Here is a 23,575-nt window from a genome sequence, read left to right on the forward strand (position 1 = left end):
GCTACGCGAGTGATCCGCCCGACGCCAATTGAGGTGTGCGCCATTTGGACACCGCCTGCCCAACGTATGGTCTTGCAAACTGCCAGCTGGGGTTGTCGTAAAATTTTACCGTGTTGTCTATGCACCCCTGCTTGGCCTTGAGTAGGACGTCGGAACCTGCGCTACCAAACGATGACGGCGGGCCACTTGGTAACTCGCGGATGAGCGGGCAAACAGTCCTGCAGGACGGTGCGCAGGTCGCCCGCGACTGGAGGCAGGAAAAAATTCAGAGTCCAGCCTTATTGTCAGATACTCTTTGCCGCTCGCCTGGAGCTAGAGCGGTCCTATGAGTTATACGGTTTGCTACACCATTGATAATAAGAGGATCGTAACCCGCTTGCAGGTGGAGAACCTAACCCCCTATGCGGCTGTAGCCTATGCGTTATTGGAATCAGGTATGGTAGAAGGCGAGCCTCATACATGGCCTCCATCCTATGAGGGACTTGTCGAGGCCGCTCGCAAGATTGGTCTAACGGACGTCTGTTTTCATCGAACGCTTGGTAAGAAGCGGTAGGTCTTGCCTGATGTCCCTCACAAGACTGCGAATTAGCAAACCGGCTACCTACTGATGCCCTCCAAAATGCCCCCTCATTGCTGTTCCACAGCGGTTTGGTATACTGCGGGCTTGCGCTCCTTCGCAGAGCCAAAGAAACCCGTTAGCCTTGCCGGGCGCGGGTTTCACCCCTTTTACTTCCCCCGTCACTTGCTGCGTCTCCACATTGGCCCTAGTTCACAGCACTTAAGCGCTTCATCAAGCGTTGGGAATGTGCCCCAGTTCGTGGGTCTATCGCATGCACCGCCGTCTAGACAGTGGACGCTGTACGATTTTCCTTCTGGATACCACTCAAAGAAATCGGCCTTGTCCTTTGTTAGCTTGGCGTTGAATTCGTCGTCACTAAGAACAAACTCGTTACCCTCGTAACGATGATGACCTTGAACGCTCCGAGTGTGTGCCTCGCTTTGTTCCTAGGAATACGATTCGATGTAAAGCAAACCCTCCCAATCTTCTAACCCCAGCGGTTCGCGATGCTCATTGGCGGTGTTACCAAAATCGTCACGCAGTGTCGGATTGAATGGGTATTCATTTCCGACAGTCGATTGATTCTGTGGCCGGTGTTTGGCCAGGCAGACATCAACGTTTGTGCGCTGTCTATCGAAGCCGGGGATTGATCTTGTCTTTGCGGTCATCGGCCTCCTTATTACTGGGGTTCGTTGTTGGTCAGTTGAATTGCTGGAAGGTCTGGCAGCAATTCGTCAAAGATTTCTTGATTAGGTGGGGGCAATCCATCGCCGTGCGGCATTTGGATGTCTCCCTTATCTGTACCGGCTTGCAATCGAAAACGGCCGTGCTCGCAATCAGCGCAATTTCCGGCTCAGATTAACTGCGACTGACGGAGCCGTCTGGCTCAGATTATTTGCGAGCGAGCTTGCATTCAGCCGCGCCGGCTTGCATTCCATCGTTCCCTACTCACATTAACTGCAACTAGCCCCGTCTTTAGAGGTGGTAAAGATGCCGATGATGGCCATGGTGTTCTCCTTTCGGATTCATGGTCGCGCCCATCGCGTCCTTGTTGTGAGCCGATCGGCGGGTGAGGGCCGAACGCACTGCCAATGCAGCCGAAACGTAGAGAAGGACCTTGAGCTCCGAACAATTTGTTGCGCGAGAAAGCCGCTCGCCGGCGGGGAAAATGTTCGGTGGGAACGGTTGTGGGCCCAGGTCCGATCCCGCCAGGATTCACGACGACTCAAGGACGCATGGCTGACCGGCCGGACAGGAGTATTGGCCGACTCTAAACACCAGTCGTAGGCGCTGGAATCTCGCGACATGCGTAGCCCTTGCTTGGCGAAAAATATTCCCGATCGCCGAGCGCTCGATCTGACATTCGTCGTTCGGTATAGTAAAGAGTGCAGACCAGGCAGATAGGGGCGCCGGTAGCTTAAGGCCAAACCAGAGACGAGCCGCGCGAATGCTCGCCGAGGACCCGGTTTTCAAGCGCATGAGCTTATTTGACCGCGACGGAAACTTGGTCTCCTCAAGCCACGCGGATGAACCGCAAAAACTCCCTGCGGGTTGGCTGTCGCAACTGCGCGAACACACGGGTAGAAGTGCCCCGGCCAGGCGCGGAGGCTTCGATGAGCGCGGATCGGACATCTTGTCCTAACGGTCGACCCCGCCAGCGGGGGCTTCGTCAGCACCGCGCTGCAATTGCCGGCAGGGCTCTGGGACAACCATCTGCGTCTGGTCTGAAAGCGTTCAAGTATCGCAGCGGTACGCCGACATAAGGGGGCGAACGAACGGTCATTTGGCTGACCGCTCGCTCAATCTTGCGTATGACTCAAGCGCCCCCCTTTCGATACGAGACCGCCCAGATGCTCTTGAAAAAATCCCTGCGCGCTCAGCTGCTCACACTGATCGGCGGCAGCCTGTTGGTGATATTGCTGATCGCCTTCGCCAGTTTTTCCTTCTTGTCGGATGACATTTCCAAGTATCAACAACTACTCAAGGGTCCGATCGAAACGTCGCGCCTGATCGACGAAGCCAACGTGGAATTCAAAGTGCAGGTGCAGGAGTGGAAGAACGTCTTGCTGCGTGGCAAATCACCTGAAGCCTTGAGCAAGTACTGGCAAAGCTTCGAGAACCAGGAACGAAAGGTCCAGGACATCCTGGGCAGACTCGTTGAGCGAAGCGAGCACAACCCTGCCCTGTCAAAGCAGCTCCGCGACCTGCACGAGGAGCACCGGCGCCTCGGCGCCGCCTACCGCGCGGGCCGTGCGGCCTACATCGCCGGCGGAAACGATCCATTCGCCGGCGACGAGGCGGTTCAAGGCATCGACCGTGCCACCAGCGAACAGCTCAGTGGTTTGGTCATCCAGCAGCGCGATTCGGCGCTGCATCGTTCGGAAACCATCAGCGAAGCCGCAGATCGTAAAATAGTCGTCGGCTCGTTGGTAATGCTAGCCGCTGGCGTTTTCATCGCCTTGCTCAGCCTATGGTTGGTAAACCGCAATCTGATCGCCCCCATCCGTCACCTGATCGACCACATCGCCAAGCTCAGCCAGGGCGACTTTGCACAGCGCGTCGATGCGTCCCGTGCTGACGAATTGGGACGTCTGGCAGTTGCCGCGAATATCCTGCGTGACTTCCTTGCCGATACGTTCACCCTCCTGCAACGCAACACCTCGGACCTGGACAGCGCCAGTGGTGAATTGAGCGCCATCGCCGCACTGATGGGCCAAGGCACTCGCGAGCAGTTCTCGCGCACCGATCAGGTCGCTACCGCCATGCATGAAATGTCCGCTACGGCGCAGGAAGTCGCCCGTCACGCCGCCGAAGCCGCGCGTGCAGCGGATGCGGCCGATCATTCGGCGCAGCAGGGTGAGACCATGATGCGTTCGACTATCCAGACCATTACCCACATGCGCGGCGAGATCAGCAACACCGCCGAGGTAATACGCCGTCTGGAGACCGATAGCGGTCGCATTGGCAAGGTGCTGGAAGTTATTCGCGGCATCGCCGACCAGACCAATCTGCTGGCGCTAAACGCAGCCATCGAAGCCGCCCGCGCGGGCGATGCCGGACGCGGGTTTGCCGTCGTTGCCGACGAGGTGCGCACGCTGGCCAGGCGCACCGCCGACTCCACCGCTGAAATTCATCAGATTATCGACACGGTGCAGACCGGCGCGGTGGATGCGGTGCGTGCGATTGAAAATGGACAAACCCGCAGCAACGAAGGTGTCGAACAGGTTACGGAAGCGGGCAGCATGCTTCAGCGCATCACCCAAGAAGTCGAAGCGATCCGCGACATGAACCGTCAGATCGCTACCGCTGCCGAAGAGCAGACGTCCGTGGCGGAAGATATCTCGCGCAATCTGACCGAAATTACCGCCATCGCCACCACCAACCAGGACAATGTCGAGCGTACCGAGGCAGCCAGCCAGAACCTGCATACGCTGTCGGCCCAGCTCAGCGAAGTGACGCACCGCCTCGCGGGCTGACACAGGCTCTGCTCCGGCCCTAGATGATCGGTGTCACCACGTTGCTAGGTCCGACTCATCCGAGTTCGAGGGAGTTGGGGCAGGGCCGATCAACATGGCTTGTCTCGTGCTTGGTCGATTCGTTCCTGCATCGCCTGCATGACTTCTCGTGGGTGTACGACTTGGCGTTGGGGTCGTCGGCCTCACGGAGAGCTTCTTCGACCTCGCGGGTCATCCGCTCATATTCTTCTGGCCACAGCGCTTGCTCCATGCGCAGCGACGCCTGCCCCAGTAGGTGCAGACCGAACAGACGCATGTCATTGGTGGCGATGACGTGCTCTCGAATCCGCACCTGGATCACCTCATCGCCAGTTGATGCAGCTTCAACAGGTCGGTGCGCAGTTGCGGAGGCCCGCCGTCTGCGTTGTCACTCAATCGCCGCGCAGCTCGTCCACGGCATCGACTGCCCGCAGCAGTGCGGTGGTATCGAAACTCTCGGGAGTCAGTTCGTTCCAATCGTCGTCGGTGATGCTGATTGTCATGTAGCTTCTTTCCTTGTCCTGGGCAGACCCCGGCGTTACAGGCCAAGCTCGCTATGCGATCCGAGACGCACGAGTTGCAGCACGGCGTCATCCGGCTTGCGGTAAATCAACACCAGGTCGGGCTTGATGTGACAGTCCCGGTGGTCTTTCCAGTCGCCGGTGAGGGCGTGGTCACGGTGCTTCTCGGCCAGAGGCTGGTTATTCGCCAGGGCTGTGACGACGGCAATGAAATCGCTCGCCAGCGTCTGACGATGCGGGCCTTTGGCTTCGCGTTTATAATCGCGTTTGAACCGGCTGGTCTGTTCAATCGTCCGCATTCAGATCCGCCATCAGATCCTCGACGGAAGCGAACGACTTCAAGCCGCCACGGCGCGCTTCCTTCATCGCCTCGATGGTGGTGGCGTTCGGAATCAGCGGCTCGAACGGCAAGGCTTTCTCGCGGGCGACTCGGGTCAACATGATGCGGAAGGCGTCAGACACGGTGAGTCCCATCGCTGCCAGCACGACGGTCGCCTCTTCCTTGATGTGCTCGTCGATACGGGCACGGACTACAGCATTTGCGGACATGGTTTGATCCTCCAGATTGATGAGCTACATTGTAGCTCAATCCTTCCAGGAGTGCACCCAGCACACCTCGCCAGAGGCGTCTATCAAACGAAGGTTTATTGGACTGTCCGTACCATTGATGTTCACTTGTAGAAAGTGAGCCCATCGCGATGGAATACAGGATCGGTTGGTCAGGCTTTCAATGCCAGGATTCGGCGCGCACCGTTCAATACGATGAGGCCAACGACCGTACCAATCACCAAGTCTGGGTAGGGAGAGCCCGTCCACGCAACCAGCGCGCCGGCGACGATAACGCCAATGTTCGCGAGCACATCGTTGGCCGAAAAAATCCAGCTCGCTTTCATGTGTGCACCGCCTTCGCGATGGCCATAGATCATCAAGAGACAGCTGGCGTTTGCGACGAGTGCAACTAAGCCAATCCCCATCATCAGCATCGACTCAGGTTCGCTGCCATAGTGGAAGCGTCTAGCCACCTCCACGAGTACGCCCAGTGCCAACAGGATCTGAAAGAAACCCGCCAGGTGCGCAGCGCGAACTTGCAGCTGTGCACTGCGGCCGACGGCAAAGAGAGCCAAGCCATAGACGGCAGCATCCGCAAACATGTCCAGCGAGTCGGCAATAAGGCCCGTCGACTGAGCGATCAACCCTGCGCCCATCTCGATAACAAACATGGCAGCGTTGATGCCGAGCAAAATTTTCAGGGTGCTCGCCTCTTTCGACGCCGCTAATTCCTCATCAGCGCGATTGGTCGAGGCTGCTTCCTGACTAGCTGGTTGAGTCCCCAGTAGCGCTGCCCCTAGACCCAGGGACTCCAGCTTGGTAGTGATTGGGTCAACCGCCCCGTCATGGAAAGCGAGTACCTGCCTGCTGCTCAGATCAAAGGACAACGAACGAAGCTCAGGCAAGCTATTCAGCGCGAGCCGAATCATTCGCTCTTCCGAAGGGCAATCCATCTTGGGTACAGAAAAATGGCTGACCCAGGCTCCTTCGGTCGAGGGCGCGCTCGCTGCTTCAGCAGGCGCTGACACTGAACCGCAGCCACAGGATTTTTCACACGAGCTCATGATCCGCCTCTCCTATCAGGTTCAATTCTGGCAATTGAAAACCATATAGCAGGTATAGGGTCAAGCCTGGATATACTGGCTGTTTATCGAGGAGCAGCCTATGCGCATTGGTCAACTTGCACAGCTGACGGGAGCGGACATTCAGACCATTCGTTTCTATGAGCGCCAGGGCCTGCTTGCATCGCCCAATCGCCAGGCAAATGGCTACCGAGCCTACGAAGCGGATCATGTGGAGAAACTGCTGTTCATCCGCCGTTGCCGGTCCTTTGGCATGTCGTTGGACGAAATTGGTGTTTTGCAGAGCGTTCAAGCACAGCCGCAGCAACCGTGCGCGGCGGTCAATACGCTGCTTGATAGCCATATCGCCCAGGTCAGGGCCCAGATCGCATCCTTGCAAGCCCTGGAAAACCAGTTGGTGACGTTACGCAGCTGCTGCGATGACGAACGACAAAGCCTGGACTGCGGAATACTTTCGGGTCTAGTGGAGGGAGGCAAACGGCTTCCATAAGGCGCGCTAGAAAAGTGCCATTCGCTTCTGCTCAAAGCGTAGAGCTTGACCCTATAGCGGCTACAGGGTGTTCACTTGCACGATCGGCCCAGAATCATGGCCTTCCAACTGCTGCGCAAGTGAGTTCCAGATGAATACCGCCCTCCGCAATGCCATCGATGAAGCCTTTTTCCAGGCAAGGACAGCACTCCGTGAAAAGGCGCCAACCGAGGCATTCCCCTGGCTCGAGCGCGCCCACATCTTGAGCCAGCACATGCCCGTCCTGCATGCGCGGAGCCATTGGTTGATGCTAAGGGCTGGCTGGCAGTTGCGCGACTACCGGGAAATGTTCGGCCAAGCACCACGGATCATCGCTGCCGTGTTGTTCTCGAAGATCTGGGTACCGCTCGGCAATACCGGACGCGCGAGGATCAGTGCATTCGCGCCGATGCCCGTCTCACCCGGATTGCAGCGACTGTTTCAGGGAGCGAAACAATGAAATCGCCACTTGGAATGGCGCACCGTATCACTCCCGGGCTCTGGTGGACGCTATCGCTAGCCGTTGCCCTGGCCGACCAGGCGATCAAATATGTAATTGAGGGTTCGCTCTCGGTCGGCGCCGTGGTTCCTCTGACCCCAGTCTTCAATCTGGTCCATTTCTGGAATACCGGCGCAGCGTTCAGCTTCCTAGCTGACGCGGGCGGTTGGCAGCGCTACTTCTTCATTCTCCTCGCACTGGTTGTTTCGATTGGGCTCGCGTTGCTCTTGCGTAAGCCCAGGGCCAAGCTCGAAGCGCTGGGCTATAGCCTCATACTGGGAGGGGCAGTGGGGAATCTGATCGATCGCAGCTTCCGAGGCCATGTGATCGACTATCTGGATTTTTTCTGGCAATCCTGGCATTGGCCTGCATTCAACTTGGCGGACATCGGCATCGTGGGCGGTGCCGCCATGTTGCTCCTGAGCAGTGTGCTGAGTCCAAGCGCGGAACTGGACCGGGGCAGATAATGCGAAGCTCGGATGCCGCAGAAGTGGCTCGCTGGTCAGGCCATGCCTGGGTCGGCCCCGGTATCGGCGTCTTTCTCGGCCATGCCGCCCACCAGGATTGGCACCATCATCAAGCACATCAAATTGCAGTGGGGCTCGACGCCGCGATAACGGTTGAAACGCCGTTGGGTGGGCAATCTGGGGCTGCCATCTTGATTCCGGCAGGCTTGAAGCACCGGCTCAGTGCTGGGCATGTCCTGTCGATCTACCTGGATGTGCTGTCCGATGAGGCGCGTGCCTTGCGGGTGAGCGGAGCCGTGAGGCTGATGGAGATCGTAGCGGCCGATATTGCTGCGATGGTCGAGGCACTGAGGGCGTCGGGGCATTCGCCTGTCCAGTTGCAGGCGCAGGTACGTCGGCTGTTGCGGCTTGCCGATCCACCAATCCCTGATCCGCGCTTGACCAAGGTCACCGCAGCGCTGCGCGAAGGCCAAATGGGGCGTGAGGCAATGGCCGCGTTGGTGCATTTGTCACCCACGCGTTTTTCCCATTGGTTCGTGGAGCAAACCGGCCTGCCGTTGCGCAGCTATGTCAAATGGCTGCGCCTCACCCAAGCCCTGCAACACCTGGCCAAAGGGGGACGGCTGACCGAAGCCGCGCATGCGGCAGGTTTTTCCGACTCGGCGCATTTCTCCCGGACATTCAGGGCGCTGCTGGGCATCGATCCGTCCTCCGCCCTGGCTGCGGTCGATCTCCAGAAGTCATAGCTCTTTCGTTCAAGTCGAACGTCGTCCTCTGCACCTACCGTGAAGGCTCTCTACATAGGAGCTGAGCGATGTCCACTTCTCTTCGATTCGCCCTACGCTGGTTGAGCTATCCGCTCGTGTTTGGTGGCAGCGCCGCCTTCATGGTCTGGGCCTTGTACGCCGGGGTGCCGTACTGGCCCAGCACACCCTTGGTAGCCGCAGTCGGTCTATTGGCCGTCGCGGGGCTGGAGCGTATCCAGCCTTTCCGGGAGGGCTGGCTGGAGGATCACCAGGACACCCTGACCGACCTGGTGCATATGCTGGTGAATCTTTCCGTCATCCAGTTCACCGCCGAAATCCTGGCCAGGCTGGGCGATGCAGTGCCGGCTACAGTTCGTCTCTTCCCAGTCGAGAGTCCACTTTGGGTTCAGCTGCTGCTGGTCGCCGTCGTGCTCGATCTGAGCCTGTATGCCATGCACCGCATCAGCCACCACGTACCCTGGCTGTGGCGTTTTCACATGATTCACCACAGCGCCGAGCGCTTGTACTGGATGAATGGGGAGCGCCGGCATCCCCTACATGCGATGCTCATGGCTGGCCCGGGATTGGTGCTGCTGTTTGCATCCGGCGCGCCTTCGGCAGTGGTTGCCACCTGGTTCGGCATTCTGACCGTTCACTTGGGCTTTCAGCACTCGAACCTGGATTACCGGCTGGGTTGGCTGCGCCATGTCATCGGGGTGGCTGAAATTCATCGTTGGCACCACAAGCGCGACTTCGAAGATGCCCAGGTGAACTGCGGCGAATTTCTGATGGTGTGGGATCGGCTATTCGGGACGTTCTACGACAGTACAGGAAAGCAGGGCGACGCCAATGTCGGCTTGCGTGAGAGGGACTATCCCAAGGGTTACCTTGGTCAGTTGACCGAACCCTTTGGGCGAGACCGAGCCCGCACATAGCGTAGTGGGCCTCAAAGCTGTAGGCCCCATGTGTTTGCCTGGAATGATCTGGCTCGTGGGCGGAAGAGACTAGATGTTCCCGCATGCCAAGCAGACATGCGCTCTAACGAGGCAATCGATTCACTACCTATAAGCCCCGTCATTTGCAATTAATGCTGGTTGGTAGCCATGGAATGCAGGTCAGCGCGGATAAATGCAGGTTCATTCGCAGCTAATACTGGTTTGCCGGGCCGGTCAGTCGCAGTTAATTCCGGTCGAAAATCGTATTGATTGCAGGTCGGGACGTTTTCGTTTGCAAGCCGTTACAATTACCTGATACCGCCCGCGACGTTTGCCGCGCTCAAGCAGAAACAGGCGCTGCCATTGGCGATCAACCCAAATAGCGACCAGTACCTGGAAGAGCGCTTGCAGTTGCTGGATGAGCAACTGGCGACCGTCGCCAAGCTGGCCAAGGACAACGAACTCCCCGACGCCATCCTCACCGAGTCCGGACTGAAGATCACGCCGCTGGATTTGGCGGTGCCGGATACCGCCCAGGCGCTGATTGACAAGACCAGTCAGTTACTGCCGCGCATCAAGATCACCGAACTGTTGATGGATGTGGATGAGTGGACAGGGTTCACACGTCACTTTACCCACCTGAAGGATGGTGCCCAGGCCAAAGATCGGACACTGCTACTGTCCGCGATCCTCGGCGATGCCATCAACATTGGATTGACCAAGATGGCCGACTCGAGTCCGGGTATGACCTACGCCAAGCTGTCTTGGCTGCAAGCGTGGCACATCCGCGACGAAACCTACTCGGCGGCGCTCGCCGAACTGGTCAACAGCCAGCTCCATCACACCTTTGCCACCAATTGGGGGGACGGCACCACATCCTCCTCCGATGGCCAGCGCTTCCGTGCAGGTGGACGAGGCGAGAGCACTGGGCACGTCAACCCGAAGTACGGCAATGAACCAGGACGACTGTTCTATACCCATATCTCCGACCAGTACGCGCCGTTCAGCACCCGCGTGGTGAATGTCGGTGTACGGGATTCGACCTACGTGCTCGATGGTCTGCTGTATCACGAGTCGGATCTGCGGATCGAGGAGCACTACACCGACACGGCAGGTTTTACCGATCACGTCTTCGCGTTGATGCACCTGCTGGGCTTTCGCTTTGCGCCGCGCATCCGCGACCTGGGCGAAACCAAGCTGTATGTGCCACAGAGCGTCCAGGACTACCCGACACTGAGGCCAATGATCGGCGGCACCCTGAACATCAAGCACGTCCGCGCTCACTGGGGCGAAATTCTGCGTCTGGCAGCATCGATCAGGCAAGGCACTGTCACCGCCTCGCTGATGTTGCGTAAGCTGGGCAGCTATCCACGCCAGAACGGCCTGGCCGTCGCCCTGCGGGAGTTGGGCCGGATCGAGCGCACGCTGTTCATTCTGGATTGGCTGCAAAGTGTCGAGCTGCGCCGTCGCGTGCATGCAGGGCTGAACAAAGGCGAGGCGCGCAACTCCTTGGCCAGAGCGGTGTTCTTCAACCGTCTCGGTGAAATTAGGGATCGGAGCTTCGAGCAGCAGCGCTACCGAGCCAGCGGCCTCAACTTGGTAACTGCTGCAATAGTGCTGTGGAACACGGTCTACCTGGAACGTGCCACTCAAGGGCTGACAGACGCCGGAAAACCGGTGAACACCGACCTGTATCAATATCTGTCGCCGCTGGGCTGGGAGCACATCAACCTGACCGGCGAATACGTTTGGCGGCAGAGCCGCAAGCTAGAAGACGGGAAATTTAGGCCGCTACGACAGGTCGGAAAACCTTAGCGTACGATTTTTTCCGAATTCTGTAGGCTCCCCAGGTAGATGATTTGGTACCAGCGCATAGCCGGTGATGACCTGTTCAATCGTAAGCAAATTCTCCTCCTTGGTTTCATGACACAGCAGCACCCGAACGTCGCGCTCGCAACTGATCACACACCACGCTAGACCTGTCTGATTTGGTCGTGCAGCCTCGGCCAAGGCCAAATCCTCACTCTCCTGGTACACAACAAACCCAACCGGGAAAAAAATCTCCGCAATCATGCGGTCAATCTGGACCAACGAACGACGATGAATGCCGGTTCCCTCGGACTCAATCAATGCAAGAAGGGTAGCCCGCGATGCGCTCAATTCATGATAAAGCTCCAGCAAATGCTGGGGGATGGAGTTAGTAACTCGGTTCATATGCATGTTCCTTTTGCCGAGGTGGTAAGCAAGTAAGCAGATCGGCGAACCACTGAAGCAATAGCGTATCCAGTAAAATGGGTATTCTTAAACGTGGTTTTAATTGTTCCTGCCGATAACGCTTCTGTCTATGGAGAAGCGACCACCAACACGCGGGCGACCGGCAGGAAAATCGAGCTTTGACCCTCGGGTAGCAAAAGCTTTCGGTAACGTTGTGCGCGAAGAACGCCTAAAATCGGGCCTGGCCCAGGAGAAACTTTCTCTCCTGGCTAGGGTGGAGCGGGCGCACCTGGGAAAAATTGAGCGTGGGGAGAGCCTCCCCACGCTTCCCCTGATCATGAGATTGTCCAAAGCGCTCGATGTTAAAGCTGCTTACCTGATATCGCAGATGGAGCAGCAACTGGATCAATGCGAAGGCGGTGGCCGTTGATTTAGGCGCAGTGCTGAACAGCAGGGAACGGAAATGCATTTTGGCAACCGGACGCCAGATCCACGGTGATCCAGTGCTTGTCAGTTTCCCCCGTTCGTAGCAACTCCCACACAATACTCATTCCGGCAGTCGTAACTGCCCGGTTGACCAAGCAGTCCTGCGAGCGAATGGCTTCCGCTACTGAGCAGGACTTCTTCGTGTCATCCTCGAGCGTTCCGATTTCCGGATAAGCATCCATTACGTTGGGATAGATGCTCCGCTTGTCTACGTGCGCGGCTCCGAACACAACCTGCCCATGGCGTGCCTCGTTGCCCAGGTCAAGCCACATGCAATTTCGGGGTAGGAGAGGGCTGCTGGCAATTGCGCGGCGCGCAGAAGGAAGGTCAACGGCGGAAATGATCACGTCGGCAGCGCGGATCACTTCTTTGCTCTCATGACTAGGGAACCGGAAGGGCAGGGCCACCCAAGTAGTACCCAGCATGAGGTTGTAACGATTCACCAAGCTGATTGACTTGTATTGGCCCAAATCGCACGGCCAGAAACGCTGACGCACGAGGTTAGGCTCGCGCACGATGGCATCGTCAATGACGGTGACATCCAAGCCTTTTGGGTGTCCTAGAGAACGAAGTGCATGATGGAAGCTGGCCAGCGCATCAACTACCTCGCTGCCATTGCCGCCCGCTCCAATAACCAAAATTCGGGGTGCGCGTTCAAGCCACGACGCTGGCGTCTTATAGATTGGTAATTGTTTAGCTGTGATCGGATGAACGCTCATTACTCACCCCCTTTGATAGCCTGCGCAAGCGACAGCGGGCCACGGTAAGAACCAGCAGAAACCAGTTTCGAGGCTGGGAACCGCTTCGATCCTTTCTCGTTCAATGCTCGATAGAACTCCTTCAATCGCTCAAAGGAGCGGCAGCCCGCCACCGGCTCAATCGTGCCGCTGTGTGTGTTTTCGCTCTCAAGCACGAAGTTCTCCCATGCCGGAATATTTTCACGTCGAACATCGCGGGGAACGTTGCCGCTGCCGGTGCAGAATGTCCCACCCTCATACACATTCCCCAGCGGGGCATAGAACAGTTCTGTGTCCGGTGTCGGGCGCTGATTACCTTTGAACGCAAAGCAACGGAAAGATTGATTTGCCGCTGCGATGAAGATCAACCCTGGCAAGGGGGCGCGGATGCGCTCATCACGGAACGGAATATCGTGAAGGCCGGGTCGGCGGTACCAGGTCAACACTGTGCGTGAGCTGAACAGATATCTCTCTGGCAGAAATTCCGCCCCCGAATCCTCATTCAACAGCAAAGCAGCCAGTTCGGTTTTGTCATAGGAGCTAAAGGCCCTGCCAGCACCAAGCGTGAAGCCGGCCTTACCATCTTCCAGCGGGATGACGCTATGACTTGTGACGGAAACCACGCCAGTCTGACTGTGGTGGTGTATCAGCATGGCCTTGCTCGAAACATTTTCACTCAGCATTACAGCATTCCTCTAAAGCGTCGGCGATTCGCTGCAACAGACCCAAGGTCAGAGATAGCGCATCTAGAACTGGCAGAGTGACGGATCGCAATTGCTCAGGGTTCAGCGGTAATCCGATGGCTGGGAAGCCAGAGCCGCCGACGATGCCGTCAAATCCGTCATTGCTACTCTGCTCCAGATTCGGGAAATCCCTAGTCAGGCGAACCAGAATGCTCTCGAAAAGGGTTACGCCATCACCGGCTGTGCCTGGGAAATCAGAAGGATGGAACCCCTTGAGTGATTCATTAGCCTCCTGCTCCAGGCAGTGATGCAAAGCTTCCCCCAGCACTTGCACCAGCGCGCGGTGATCGTCATCGCGCTCACTGATTTGCCGTGCCTGCTCGTGAAGCTCCAAAATTTCTGCCCTATCTCCCTGACTGAGGCTGGCTCCAGCTACCTGTTTCAACTCGCCCATCTCGTAGACAGAATCGATCAAGGTGTTTACCGCATCCTCATCTTGGCCATTGCAGTAGAAATATTCAGCGATGTATTCCTCATGCTCGACCGATTCGTCCAACAAGAACGTGCAAAGATCTTCTCTCGTGTGTGTAGCCAAACGCGGGGCCAGCTCCTCGTAAGCCTCTGAAAGCCCATGATTGAAGTAGCTAAATTGCCCCAAGAAGGTCATTGGCGTGTGGAACGGCAGTAGGTGGCGAGTCATCGCGTCGAGTGTCTTGAAAAGAAGCACTCGGAGTTCCAAGCTTGCTGGCGCTTGGACTGTGAAATCAGCGAAGCAACACGACTCCAGAATGAAATGACCATCCTGAATTCCGAAGGAAAACGCCTTCTCGACGGCAACGGGCAACTTGACCCGGCTGATCAACGAGCGCTCCATCTCCGCCATTATCCTGCCAGCGCCGTCAGTGCCAGCCTCAATGTGAGGGGCAAGAGCATCGAGGCCGACTAACCCTGCGTCTATCGCAGCTAATGCGTAGGACGCCGTCTCAACTGGATCGACGTATGGGGTATTCAGCCGATTCAGCAGGACGTCACCCTGTGGAAACAGCCCTTTGTCGCTGATGCGAAATGACGTACTAAGGTGCCGCACAACCTCACCAGTGAGGCGGTGGAGGCCGTAGCTATTTGGATACTGCCGAAGCCACTCAATGGCGCTATCGCCAACCAGACCGGCTTGCAGCGCCTCCCGGCACAGCATGCTATGACCGCGATGATCAACCAACCCCACGCCGTTATCGCTAAAAAGTCGGGCCTGCGCGTTGCGCATCGCAGACCCGATACTCGGCAAGCTAAGGGGGCTCAGCGCGGCAGTTGGAAGTCGATAGTGCCCTGGTTGGCGGGGGATGACAGCAACTTCCATAGCCTTTGTCTCTGCTGGTGGTCTAAACAATCGGGTTCGATACCGGATGGGAGGTGGCGATCGATTTCGCCACGCTCCCACGCCTTAAGGACTTCGAGTGGGTCAACCTTTTGCGCCGAATCCGCCGTCTCGGAACTCGTAGACATAGCTGTCATTCTCCACAATGGGGTCGATAATTTTCGCTCCGTTAAGCTTTGGGAACTGACGGGCATAGTGTTTCAGCACGTCAGTCACTGCCATGTCGGGCTGCGGATCGGCGAGGTCGCGTCCGCCGTAGCGGAAAACGCGGGCGAGAGAAATTTCAATAAGTGCCATGAGTCCAACTCCTAGAAAGAGCCCGCGAGGTTCAGGGTAGGCTCGTCTGAGTTGCTCGATGCACCCGAACCACCTCCTACCTGTGCATCGGTTCCAGTTGGCTCAATGTCAAGGTCAGCCGGTTCTGCCTCCACTGGAGCTGGCACGGTAGCTTTCGACTGTACGGTCGCACCAATCGAGCGGATTTGCTCCAGCAGGCTCATACCCTCATTCAGGGCCTGGACTTGCTGGGTGAGGCGCTTCATCAGCGCCTCCTCGATTTCTAAAGCGCTTCCTACCAAGATCAGCGGGCGGCACATGGCGGCCCGAAGCTGCACTTCGGGTTCCGATGCCTTTTCAGGAGTGGGGCCGAGGTCAGCGGTAATCATCACCTTCAACGTGTCGGCGGACGCGTTTTCGATGGCGACATTGACGCGGTGTTGAGTGCCCGCCAATGCAGCGGCCATAACGGATAAAAACGTGGATTGCATGATGATGCTCCCTGTCAGGCTTGGGTCGATTCGGACTGCTGGGGAGCGGGTTTCTTCCCGCCCTGTACCGATAGTTCTAACGCAGGCGGCAAATAACCCAACCAGTTGAACTCTTTGAAGGCCAACACTGCGTCGATCAGAACGCTTGCCTTGCCGGTGGTCAGCCCCTCAAAAGCCTTTTCGCCCTTCACCTCGTTGTAGGCGGTGGCAAAGCCTGAGCGCTTGCAATCTTCGATGATGCCCGCCTTCACCTGAGCCTTGAGATAGGTCTCGTTCATGGCGAAACCTTTGGCCGGATCGACTTGGGCGTACTCCATGAACTTGAGCGACTGAGCACCCGAAACAGACTTCTCAAATGCGTCTGCGTTATCTGTGCGGAATAGCGAGGCGGCAGCCATGCTTCCCATGAAAGTGAGGAGTTTCTCCTCTCCAAGTTGCGCAAGCCGAATCTCGGCATCGGCGCGGGCCGTTGGCATCAGGGAGCTTGTGACGCCCATCGCCTTCTCCATCGGTGCGCGCACCTCACTCTTGAGGTCGCTGCGCATTTCGAAGTACATGCTGACGATGGCAACTGCCAGCGCTAGCGAGCGATCATTGAGGACAGCTTGCTTGCTCATACGAGCGTAGAGGTCGAAGGCGACACGGCGTATTGACTTCTTCACCTGGGTGGGCTTAGCGCTTGCGGCTTTCGGCTTGGCCGGTGTTCCCCCGGCAGCGGTCCCGGCAGATGTGGATGGTGCTGTGTTCGATAAGGAGGCTAGTGCGGCTTTGTACACGGCGGTTTTCTCCTTGTGGCAAGGCTTGTTGAAGCACATGCCACCGATCACATCGCCTTCGCGCCCCCTCGACACCGTGACCACTGCGCCGAAGCTTGCACAGGTAGCGCATGCCGCTGCCTGTTGTTCTCCTACACCATCATCACCCCGTGCTACGAGCTTGACGTATGAGTCCTTGGCGAGATTTAGCTCGCTGTGAACTACCGCGTGCTCCTCTTGCGCCTCAATCAACCGAACAGAAATTAGCTGCTCGGTCTTCCGGTTCCAGCAGACGGAGTTCTGGCAGCGAGACGCCCCAAGGCTTGCTTCGAACAAATCAGCATTCGCGCCCGAGTTGTGGATGCAACTCCGGCATTCCGTGGTATCAAAACGCGCAGTCGAAACATCCCGCGTCAGCTCTAACAGGCGTGCTCTGGTCTGCTCGACTGAATAGTTCTTCTCGATGATCTTCAACAGAATGCCCGCTTGATCGGAAGCGGGGAGACGGCATAGCAATTCGGCATGCCCAATCTTGATCTGCTCCTCCAGCAAGGCATCGGCAACTTCATCACAGGCATGGGCCAGCAGCAGACGGCTGTCGAGCTTGGTTCTAGACCAATCCAGCGCCTTCATCACCGCCAAGTGGTCGTTGGCCATGTCCTCCAGCAAGATTACGGCATGCTGGGCTTCTTCTATTGGTGTCAGGTCCGCCCGCACCTGGTTCTCCAGTGCGGCGATCAACCGCGCTTCCTGATCGCTCATAGCACGGATCAGGGCGGGAACCTCGATCAAGCCCGCATCGTGGGCCGCCGTCCAGCGCCGGTTGCCTGCGACCACCTCATGGTCGAAGTTCGGGTCATCGCTTACTGGCCTCACCAGAATCGGCTGGATAATGCCCTTGGCACTGATAGAACGCACCAGTTGCTCATAAGCGGACTTCTTCCGGCCTTTGCGCGGGTCAATTTGCGGGTTCCTGCGGATGCGGCCGAGGGGGAGGATTTGGGCTAGTTGCTGATTCACTTGGCTAAACTCCGTGTTTGCAATGAGTTCAGCTTCCCTCATTCACGGAAAATCCCAAGCGCTAAGGGTGTCGTTAAATTCGGGCGCAAATAGTGGCTGAAAGCAGGAACCAACTTCGGGGGGAGTAGATATATTTCTTGCTTCACAAGTAGGGGGAGCAGACGTCTGCTCAAATTGAATGAAAAAATCCGCTCTCGTTCTGGCACTCATCGCTATGCCAGTTTCATATGCACTCGCTGATTCCTCGGAATCATATGCAGTCATTGCAATGTCCGACCTCAAGATAAAAGTGGCTATTTTTCTCGGCTGGCTGCTGGTCGGTGCATGTTGTGGAGCGGTGCTGACGCGACGGATGAGCAAGAAACATCGAATGCTCCGCGACCTCACCTTCTCGTTTTCAGTTCTGACTGGCTCCTTGGTTGGGATGCTCTTTTCCCTTGGGATAATGCCGATCTGATGAGGAGTTTGTTGTGGGTGGATCGGGACGACGCAAGTAAATCTGTCGCTCCAGCGTCCTGAAAACGAATCTTTTGGTCCCTCCCTGGCGATAGCCTCCTGTGTGAATGAATTAGGAGGCTTCGACTTAATGAAAATCCGTAGTCTCTGCGCCCTCGGTAAAATGAGGCCGTACTTTATTGACCGGCACATGGTCACCCTCTCGCACCAGACACTTAGTGGCCCTGTCGGTAGTGACCCGCTCCTGCACAATGCTGAAGCAATCTACGACTTCATTCAGCGAAATATTTGGCTCCACCAAAACTGCCTAGTTGGCCTGTACAACAGCGACAACCAATTGGTGCAGCCAGGCGAAGTCTTCATGAATGGCAGTCGCTCATCACTTATGCGCTGTTTACTGCGTTGGGAGGCGCTACGCATTGTCCCGATTTGGATCGATGGCTTTGACAACCTTCCTGAATACGAGCGCTCTATTCGCGCCGTACAGCTTGATCGTCTGGATCAGGCACGGCAAAAGCTCCATTCGGTTGGGGGCTGGTATCAGAGTGACCAGAAGCACTACGAGCTCGCACGAGCCGTCAAACGCACCGGCTACTGGGCACTGGAGAACCTTCCCCCACTTGGGGACCTGGAGTGGCCAACGGGCAAAGTTTTCGGACTCACAAATCCGAATTTATCTGCTGACGCGGTTGAGACAGGTTATCTCGAGGGGATATTTTCCATGATAGAGGGAAAAGAAAGCTTTCACGGGACCGGCGGAAGCATTGCAGCAAACGAACTGTTTGGAGTTGCACTCATGACTCCAGATCGTGGACACGAATTTCTTGTGGACCTCCATATTCAGATTCTAGCGAATCGTGCTGACGCGACTTACGCTAGCCGGCCGCGCGCTATAGCCTGACCCTTATCAGGAGAAAAAAATCATGCTCAACCGTCGATATCCGATTCTCATCTCTGGGACACGTTATTCACCGGAATTCCAAACAGAACTGCAGTACGCAGTACCCTGGAAATCCGTCCTGGAGAAGGCCTACGGCAACCATGCAACTTGCCAGTGCCCAAGCAGCGGTGCCCGAAAACTCTCGATCAAGCGACGTGAGGGGAGCGACGGTTTTCATCTGGCGCGTTTCGGCGGAACAGGTCACGAACACTCGAACGATTGTCGCTTCTATGCGCCAGCACCGGAGCGCTCCGGTATGCAAGGGTATGCGGCTGGCGTGGTGGAGGAGGGTGACGATGGCAGTATTCGGGTACGCCTGGCCCGGGGCATACGTGTTCAGGATCCTAAATCCGAGGAAAGAGAAAGCACGACGCTGAATAGAGCACCAGGGAAGAGCAAACCAGCCATGACATTGCTCGGACTTCTTCATCTGCTTTGGTCCGAGTCACGACTATCTACTTGGTATCCAGCAATGGAGGGCAAACGCAACAGTGGCATTGTGAACTACGCGCTTCTTCAGGCTGCAGAACGTGTAGCAGCAAGCCGTATGAAGTTGAGTGGAGTGCTTTTGTTGGGTGCGCAAAAGGACAGTAAGGGGGCAGCTCGCAACCTGGCGGTCGCCAATTCGGCGATGACCCGGGATCTCCGGCTCCTCGCAATATCGCCGCTGGCTCGATATAACACTGAACGCCATTCTGGAGACATCAGCAGATTACCGCTGGCCGGGCCGTTCGGCATGCCCATGCTGAATTTGCCGCCGGCAGTCTGGGCAACTGCCGCCCGCCGATTCGAGAGAGAGCTTTCCGCATGGAAACGTGGAAGTCGCGTTATCGCTGTGGCTCAAGTCACGCCGCCTAAAGGAGAGTCATTTTCGCGAGTTGATGTCGTTGAGGTGGCGCTGATGCAGGTAACTGAACGCTGGATTCCCGTCGATTCAGATTACGAAGCCGTGATAGAGAGCAAACTCCACGCATCCGGCCGCAGCTTTGATAAACCATTGCGTTATGACGCTGATGAAAGTGAGGTTTTTCCTGACTTCTGGCTTTTGGATACGGGCAAAGATCTTCCCCTGGAAGTGTTCGGCATGAGCACTCCTGTCTACCTAGAACGGAAGGCCATTAAAACAGCTTGGTACAAGGGGTTTGGGGAGCAATGGAACCAAAAACCAACGTAAGCCCGACTAGCTCCGTTCAGAGCCCTCTTCCCAGGCATCCGACTCGATAAAACCATTGCGCAACTTGACCACCCATTGGCGCCGTTATTGACCAGCCGGCTGCATTCTTGACCAGTTATTTGCATTCGGAGTGACCAGGAGGGGGGCAATAGAGAAAACGGAAAAAATCGTACGCTAAGGCCAAGCGTGTTTTGCTAAGGAAGGTCTGAAGTAAGCAGCCGTTTTTAACGGCCTCGCTGTCTGAGGTTCAAAAAACACCGACTTAATCGAAAATCAGACCTTTCCTCCTGTCAGTTCACTGTTTTTTGCGGAATAGCACCTTTTCAGGGCTCATTGTCCACATCACAGGCGCACCTCGCCTGCATTCAACAGTCGTTTTCGCATCATCCACAGGTTCGATAAGGCAAACAGTGTGGTCTGCTGCGCGGTGTTTTTCACCAAGCCTCGGAAGCGGACTTTCGTATAACCAAACTGGCGCTTGATCACCCTGAATGGATGCTCAACCTTGGCCCGGACTTGAGCTTTCGCGTATTCGATTTTGCGGCGCATGCGACCGATCAGGCTCTTTTTTGCATGCTTCTTATAGCTGCTGGGGCGCGCTGCGATCGACCAGATCATCTGGCGATGTTGATGCTCCGCACGCTTCTCCACGCCGGTGTAACCGGCATCGCCAGAGACGTAAGTTTCCTCGCCATGCAGCAACTGATCGACCTGAGTCACGTCCGCCACATTCGCCGCCGTGCCCACCACGCTATGTACCAGACCGGATTCAACATCGACACCGATGTGCGATTTCATCCCGAAATAGTACTGATTTCCTTTCTTTGTCTGGTGCATTTCGGGGTCGCGTTTACCGTCCTTGTTCTTGGTCGAACTGGGCGCATGAATGATCGTCGCATCGACCACAGTTCCCTGACGCAGCAGCAAACCTCGGTCGCCCAAATAGCCGTTGATGACCTGCAAAATCCCACCGGCCAGCTCATGTTTTTCCAACAGCCGGCGGAAGTTGAGGATCGTGGTTTCATCCGGAATCCGATCCAAATGCAGCCCGGCAAACTGGCGCAGAATCGTGGTTTCGTAGAGGGACTCTTCCATCGCCGGATCGCTGTAGCCGAACCAGTTTTGCATCAGATGAACCCGCAGCATGGCCATCAACGGATACGCCGGACGACCGCCTTCACCCTTCGGATAATGCGGCTCGATCAACGCAATCAGGCCTTTCCAGGGCACGACCTGATCCATCTCAATCAGGAAACGCTCACGGCGGGTCTGCTTACGTTTGCCTGCGTACTCGGCATCAGCGAAAGACATTTGCTTCATCGGGGCTCAACCGTTCAGTTCGTGGGACAGCCGTATCTCACCAGATTTGGAAGTCTTTTTCAGAGTTTCCCTAATGAACTGTGCTAGCAGACAAAACCAGCGGCTAGCACAACATCGATTACTTGCATTGCGACACCCAGTACGAATTGCACGGTACTCCAGTCGTTTTGGGCAGCTATAAAATCGAATTTCGTTATCGAAGTTCGATTATTATGGATTAATCTGTGGAAAATCAGGTAGGCCAACGCATGACTAATACCTCCACCGATGACCGCAGCCCATGGTCGGTTTTTCTTATTTTTCTACGACTTGGATTGACCTCCTTCGGCGGCCCCATCGTGCACTTAGGCTATTTCCGTGACGAGTTCGTCACACGACGGCGCTGGTTGTCTGAACGCAGCTATGCTGATTTAGTGGCGCTGTGCCAATTTCTTCCAGGCCCAGCAAGCAGCCAGGTCGGCATAGCGTTGGGGCTATCACGGGCTGGATATAGCGGGGCGCTGGCTGCTTGGACAGGCTTTACGCTGCCTTCGGCCGTAGCTTTAATCCTGTTCGCGCTGGGCATTTCCAACTATGGGGATTCCGTTTCGCCGGGCGCGTTGCATGGCCTAAAAGTGGTGGCCGTTGCCGTAGTCGCCCAAGCGGTATGGGGCATGGCGCGCAACCTGTGTACGGATGGGCTGAGAGTCACAATAATGGCGATTGCCGCCTGTGCTGTCCTGCTCGTACCGTCCGCGTGGGGGCAGGTTGGTGTGATTGCTGCCGCAGGCATCATAGGCCGACTATTGTTCAAGCCAGCACATACTGTTGAGCACGACCCACTACCTATCACGGTCAGTCACCGGGCCGGCGCACTTTGGCTATCGTTATTTTTTGCCCTGCTGATTGGCCTACCGATCTTGGCAAAATTGCTGCCAAGTCCAACGATGGTGGTAGTGGACGCCTTCTATCGTGTGGGGTCACTAGTGTTCGGTGGTGGCCACGTTGTGTTGCCGCTGCTGCAAGCCGAAGTGGTGTCCTCCGGCTGGGTCAGTAATGAATCCTTCCTCGCGGGGTACGGGGCGGCTCAAGCGGTGCCCGGCCCATTGTTCACATTCGCCGCGTTCCTTGGTGCTTCGATGAGCACCGCTCCCTCTGGCTGGGTCGGCGGTATTGTGTGCCTACTGGCTATCTTCGCACCCTCTTTTCTGCTGGTTGTGGGAGCCATGCCATTTTGGGAGCGCCTGCGTCGCAATACAGGCATGCAAGCCGCGCTGGCTGGGGTCAATGCGGCGGTGGTTGGCCTGCTGCTGGCCGCGTTCTATCACCCTGTATGGACTAGCGCCATATTTCAGCCGCAAGACTTTGTCTTGGCCCTGGTCGCCCTTGTCGCACTGATGTTCTGGAAGCTCCCGCCGTGGCTAGTTGTCGTCGGCAGCGGTGCAGCGGGTTGGCTGTTGAGTATCGCGCTGTGAGGCACGAAAAATGACAGATAAAGACCTGTACGGCGGGTTGATCCGCCTGCACATACTTCACCATGCAGCCGAGAAGCCCGTCTTCGGACTGGGAATCATCGAAGAACTGCAACGACACGGCTACGAGCTGAGCGCCGGGACGGTATACCCAATGCTGCACGGGCTGGAAAAGAAGGGCTATTTGACCTCACGCCACGAACGCACCGGGCGACGTGAACGGCGTGTCTATGAGATCACTGAGCAAGGCCAAGTTGCGCTGGTCGAGGCACGTGCAAAGGTTAAGGAACTGTTCGGCGAGTTGATCGAAGGTTGCTGAGTTTACGGCTTCAACTCGGCGTCAGGCGGTTCACTGGCACCGCGTCAGACTAGGGCCGCTTTCTGCATTTTCTGACGCCAAGGCGTCAATCTCTATGGCCTCAACCTGACAGGCCGAATGCTTAGCGTACGATTTTTTCCGATTTCTCTATCGACCCCAGGAGGATCTGAATTGATCTCTCCACCATGTGTACACTGCCTGACAGCGGAGTTCGTCGCGGTTTAATCTAGAAAGACTTGCCCTAGGGAGATCAGCACGGCTGGAAGAACTGACCCAAACGAGGCAGCAGGTCGCATTTGACGATATCTTCACTGTATACTTTATCGCTCAGCCATACCTCTTGAGCTACAGGAACACCAGCATGACTGTACTCCAAACGATCTACTGGCAGCCTACGCCGCCTTAGCGCTACGCCCCCTCGCAACATCTCGCTTCCGCTAGTTTCGCTCGCGGTCGCGTACTGCTGTATGCCCGGTTTTTACACCCAAGGCACACAGCCAAATAATCCTCACAACTTG

The 23,575-nt window shown here is 56.6% G+C and carries 23 protein-coding genes and 3 pseudogenes; 14 read left to right on the top strand and 12 right to left on the bottom strand.

Features of this window, described 5'->3' with window-relative positions; genetic code table 11:
- Positions 1 to 2,991 precede the first annotated feature (2,991 nt).
- Positions 2,992 to 3,102 (top strand): annotated as a pseudogene (locus HZ99_RS29650) (hypothetical protein); the annotation flags it as partial.
- Positions 3,103 to 3,330: 228 nt separating this feature from the next.
- Positions 3,331 to 4,035, top strand: coding sequence for a methyl-accepting chemotaxis protein (locus HZ99_RS29655; protein ID WP_370588167.1), 705 nt, complete (start codon positions 3,331 to 3,333; stop codon positions 4,033 to 4,035).
- An 89-nt stretch (positions 4,036 to 4,124) separates the two neighbouring features.
- Here HZ99_RS29655 and HZ99_RS21405 read toward each other — a convergent pair.
- From HZ99_RS21405 to HZ99_RS21425, 4 genes and pseudogenes are all read right to left on the bottom strand, one after another.
- A pseudogene (locus tag HZ99_RS21405) lies at positions 4,125 to 4,426 on the bottom strand (hypothetical protein); the annotation flags it as partial.
- Positions 4,427 to 4,591: 165 nt separating this feature from the next.
- On the bottom strand, positions 4,592 to 4,873 hold the full coding sequence (locus HZ99_RS21415) for a type II toxin-antitoxin system YafQ family toxin (protein ID WP_011282522.1): 282 nt from the start codon (positions 4,871 to 4,873) through the stop codon (positions 4,592 to 4,594).
- The gene (locus HZ99_RS21420) at positions 4,860 to 5,123 is read right to left on the bottom strand and encodes a type II toxin-antitoxin system RelB/DinJ family antitoxin (protein ID WP_020303033.1); all 264 of its coding nucleotides are present in this window, start codon (positions 5,121 to 5,123) and stop codon (positions 4,860 to 4,862) included. Before HZ99_RS21420 ends, HZ99_RS21415 begins: the two co-directional genes overlap by 14 nt.
- 170 nt (positions 5,124 to 5,293) lie before the next feature.
- Positions 5,294 to 6,187 carry a cation transporter gene (locus HZ99_RS21425; RefSeq protein ID WP_033902376.1) on the bottom strand — a complete coding sequence of 298 codons (894 nt, stop codon included), beginning with the start codon at positions 6,185 to 6,187 and terminating at the stop codon, positions 5,294 to 5,296.
- A gap of 100 nt (positions 6,188 to 6,287) precedes the next feature.
- On the opposite strand from HZ99_RS21425, the gene cadR reads away from it, so the two are divergent.
- The 6 genes and pseudogenes from cadR to HZ99_RS21455 form a co-directional block, all read left to right on the top strand.
- A complete protein-coding gene (gene cadR, locus HZ99_RS21430) occupies positions 6,288 to 6,695 on the top strand; it encodes a Cd(II)/Pb(II)-responsive transcriptional regulator (RefSeq protein WP_024015046.1) in 408 nt (135 codons plus the stop codon).
- Between the two features lie 130 nt (positions 6,696 to 6,825).
- On the top strand, positions 6,826 to 7,173 hold the full coding sequence (locus HZ99_RS21435) for a DUF3703 domain-containing protein (protein WP_024015047.1): 348 nt from the start codon (positions 6,826 to 6,828) through the stop codon (positions 7,171 to 7,173).
- The gene (lspA, locus tag HZ99_RS21440) at positions 7,170 to 7,679 is read left to right on the top strand and encodes a signal peptidase II (RefSeq protein WP_003452327.1); all 510 of its coding nucleotides are present in this window, start codon (positions 7,170 to 7,172) and stop codon (positions 7,677 to 7,679) included. Before HZ99_RS21435 ends, lspA begins: the two co-directional genes overlap by 4 nt.
- Complete coding sequence (locus HZ99_RS21445; protein WP_024015048.1) at positions 7,679 to 8,425, top strand: helix-turn-helix transcriptional regulator; 747 nt, start codon at positions 7,679 to 7,681, stop codon at positions 8,423 to 8,425. Before lspA ends, HZ99_RS21445 begins: the two co-directional genes overlap by 1 nt.
- Before the next feature lie 68 nt (positions 8,426 to 8,493).
- Positions 8,494 to 9,360 (top strand): sterol desaturase family protein, encoded by an 867-nt coding sequence (locus HZ99_RS21450; RefSeq protein WP_024015049.1) that lies wholly within the window; start codon positions 8,494 to 8,496, stop codon positions 9,358 to 9,360.
- A gap of 279 nt (positions 9,361 to 9,639) precedes the next feature.
- A pseudogene (locus HZ99_RS21455) lies at positions 9,640 to 11,175 on the top strand (Tn3 family transposase); the annotation flags it as partial.
- Here the strand turns inward: HZ99_RS21455 and HZ99_RS21460 are convergent.
- Positions 11,152 to 11,574 (bottom strand): hypothetical protein, encoded by a 423-nt coding sequence (locus HZ99_RS21460; protein ID WP_038445889.1) that lies wholly within the window; start codon positions 11,572 to 11,574, stop codon positions 11,152 to 11,154. The pseudogene HZ99_RS21455 and the gene HZ99_RS21460 overlap by 24 nt on opposite strands.
- 130 nt (positions 11,575 to 11,704) lie before the next feature.
- On the opposite strand from HZ99_RS21460, the gene HZ99_RS21465 reads away from it, so the two are divergent.
- On the top strand, positions 11,705 to 12,004 hold the full coding sequence (locus tag HZ99_RS21465) for a helix-turn-helix domain-containing protein (RefSeq protein ID WP_038445891.1): 300 nt from the start codon (positions 11,705 to 11,707) through the stop codon (positions 12,002 to 12,004).
- 1 nt (position 12,005) lies between these two features.
- Here the strand turns inward: HZ99_RS21465 and HZ99_RS21470 are convergent, their stop codons facing one another.
- The 6 genes from HZ99_RS21470 to HZ99_RS21495 form a co-directional block, all read right to left on the bottom strand.
- Complete coding sequence (locus HZ99_RS21470; RefSeq protein ID WP_038445892.1) at positions 12,006 to 12,779, bottom strand: PRTRC system ThiF family protein; 774 nt, start codon at positions 12,777 to 12,779, stop codon at positions 12,006 to 12,008.
- Positions 12,779 to 13,480 carry a PRTRC system protein B gene (locus HZ99_RS21475; RefSeq protein WP_038445894.1) on the bottom strand — a complete coding sequence of 234 codons (702 nt, stop codon included), beginning with the start codon at positions 13,478 to 13,480 and terminating at the stop codon, positions 12,779 to 12,781. The genes HZ99_RS21470 and HZ99_RS21475 overlap by 1 nt, the downstream gene beginning before the upstream one ends.
- Positions 13,470 to 14,744 carry a hypothetical protein gene (locus HZ99_RS21480; protein ID WP_169899105.1) on the bottom strand — a complete coding sequence of 425 codons (1,275 nt, stop codon included), beginning with the start codon at positions 14,742 to 14,744 and terminating at the stop codon, positions 13,470 to 13,472. The genes HZ99_RS21475 and HZ99_RS21480 overlap by 11 nt, the downstream gene beginning before the upstream one ends.
- 195 nt (positions 14,745 to 14,939) lie before the next feature.
- A complete protein-coding gene (locus HZ99_RS21485; RefSeq protein ID WP_038445898.1) occupies positions 14,940 to 15,152 on the bottom strand; it encodes a PRTRC system protein C in 213 nt (70 codons plus the stop codon).
- An 11-nt stretch (positions 15,153 to 15,163) separates the two neighbouring features.
- Positions 15,164 to 15,622, bottom strand: a complete 459-nt coding sequence (locus HZ99_RS21490; RefSeq protein ID WP_038445900.1) for a hypothetical protein — start codon at positions 15,620 to 15,622, stop codon at positions 15,164 to 15,166.
- 14 nt (positions 15,623 to 15,636) lie between these two features.
- Positions 15,637 to 17,397: a PRTRC system ParB family protein gene (locus HZ99_RS21495; RefSeq protein ID WP_038448153.1), complete on the bottom strand. Its 1,761-nt coding sequence runs from the start codon at positions 17,395 to 17,397 to the stop codon at positions 15,637 to 15,639.
- A gap of 268 nt (positions 17,398 to 17,665) precedes the next feature.
- On the opposite strand from HZ99_RS21495, the gene HZ99_RS21500 reads away from it, so the two are divergent.
- From HZ99_RS21500 to HZ99_RS21510, 3 genes are all read left to right on the top strand, one after another.
- On the top strand, positions 17,666 to 17,854 hold the full coding sequence (locus HZ99_RS21500) for a hypothetical protein (RefSeq protein WP_130898273.1): 189 nt from the start codon (positions 17,666 to 17,668) through the stop codon (positions 17,852 to 17,854).
- A 129-nt stretch (positions 17,855 to 17,983) separates the two neighbouring features.
- Positions 17,984 to 18,754 (top strand): hypothetical protein, encoded by a 771-nt coding sequence (locus HZ99_RS21505; protein ID WP_038445905.1) that lies wholly within the window; start codon positions 17,984 to 17,986, stop codon positions 18,752 to 18,754.
- Positions 18,755 to 18,776: 22 nt separating this feature from the next.
- Entirely contained in the window at positions 18,777 to 19,967 is a 1,191-nt protein-coding gene (locus HZ99_RS21510; protein WP_047229590.1) for a DUF1173 family protein, read from the top strand.
- A gap of 342 nt (positions 19,968 to 20,309) precedes the next feature.
- Here HZ99_RS21510 and HZ99_RS21515 read toward each other — a convergent pair whose 3' ends face one another.
- Entirely contained in the window at positions 20,310 to 21,287 is a 978-nt protein-coding gene (locus HZ99_RS21515; protein ID WP_033902000.1) for an IS5 family transposase, read from the bottom strand.
- A 248-nt stretch (positions 21,288 to 21,535) separates the two neighbouring features.
- On the opposite strand from HZ99_RS21515, the gene chrA reads away from it, so the two are divergent.
- Positions 21,536 to 22,741, top strand: coding sequence for a chromate efflux transporter (gene chrA, locus HZ99_RS21520; RefSeq protein ID WP_017735062.1), 1,206 nt, complete (start codon positions 21,536 to 21,538; stop codon positions 22,739 to 22,741).
- A 10-nt stretch (positions 22,742 to 22,751) separates the two neighbouring features.
- Entirely contained in the window at positions 22,752 to 23,057 is a 306-nt protein-coding gene (locus tag HZ99_RS21525; RefSeq protein WP_017335982.1) for a PadR family transcriptional regulator, read from the top strand.
- Positions 23,058 to 23,575 lie beyond the last annotated feature (518 nt).

It is taken from the genome of Pseudomonas fluorescens (assembly GCF_000730425.1).
Lineage (GTDB): Bacteria > Pseudomonadota > Gammaproteobacteria > Pseudomonadales > Pseudomonadaceae > Aquipseudomonas > Aquipseudomonas fluorescens_X.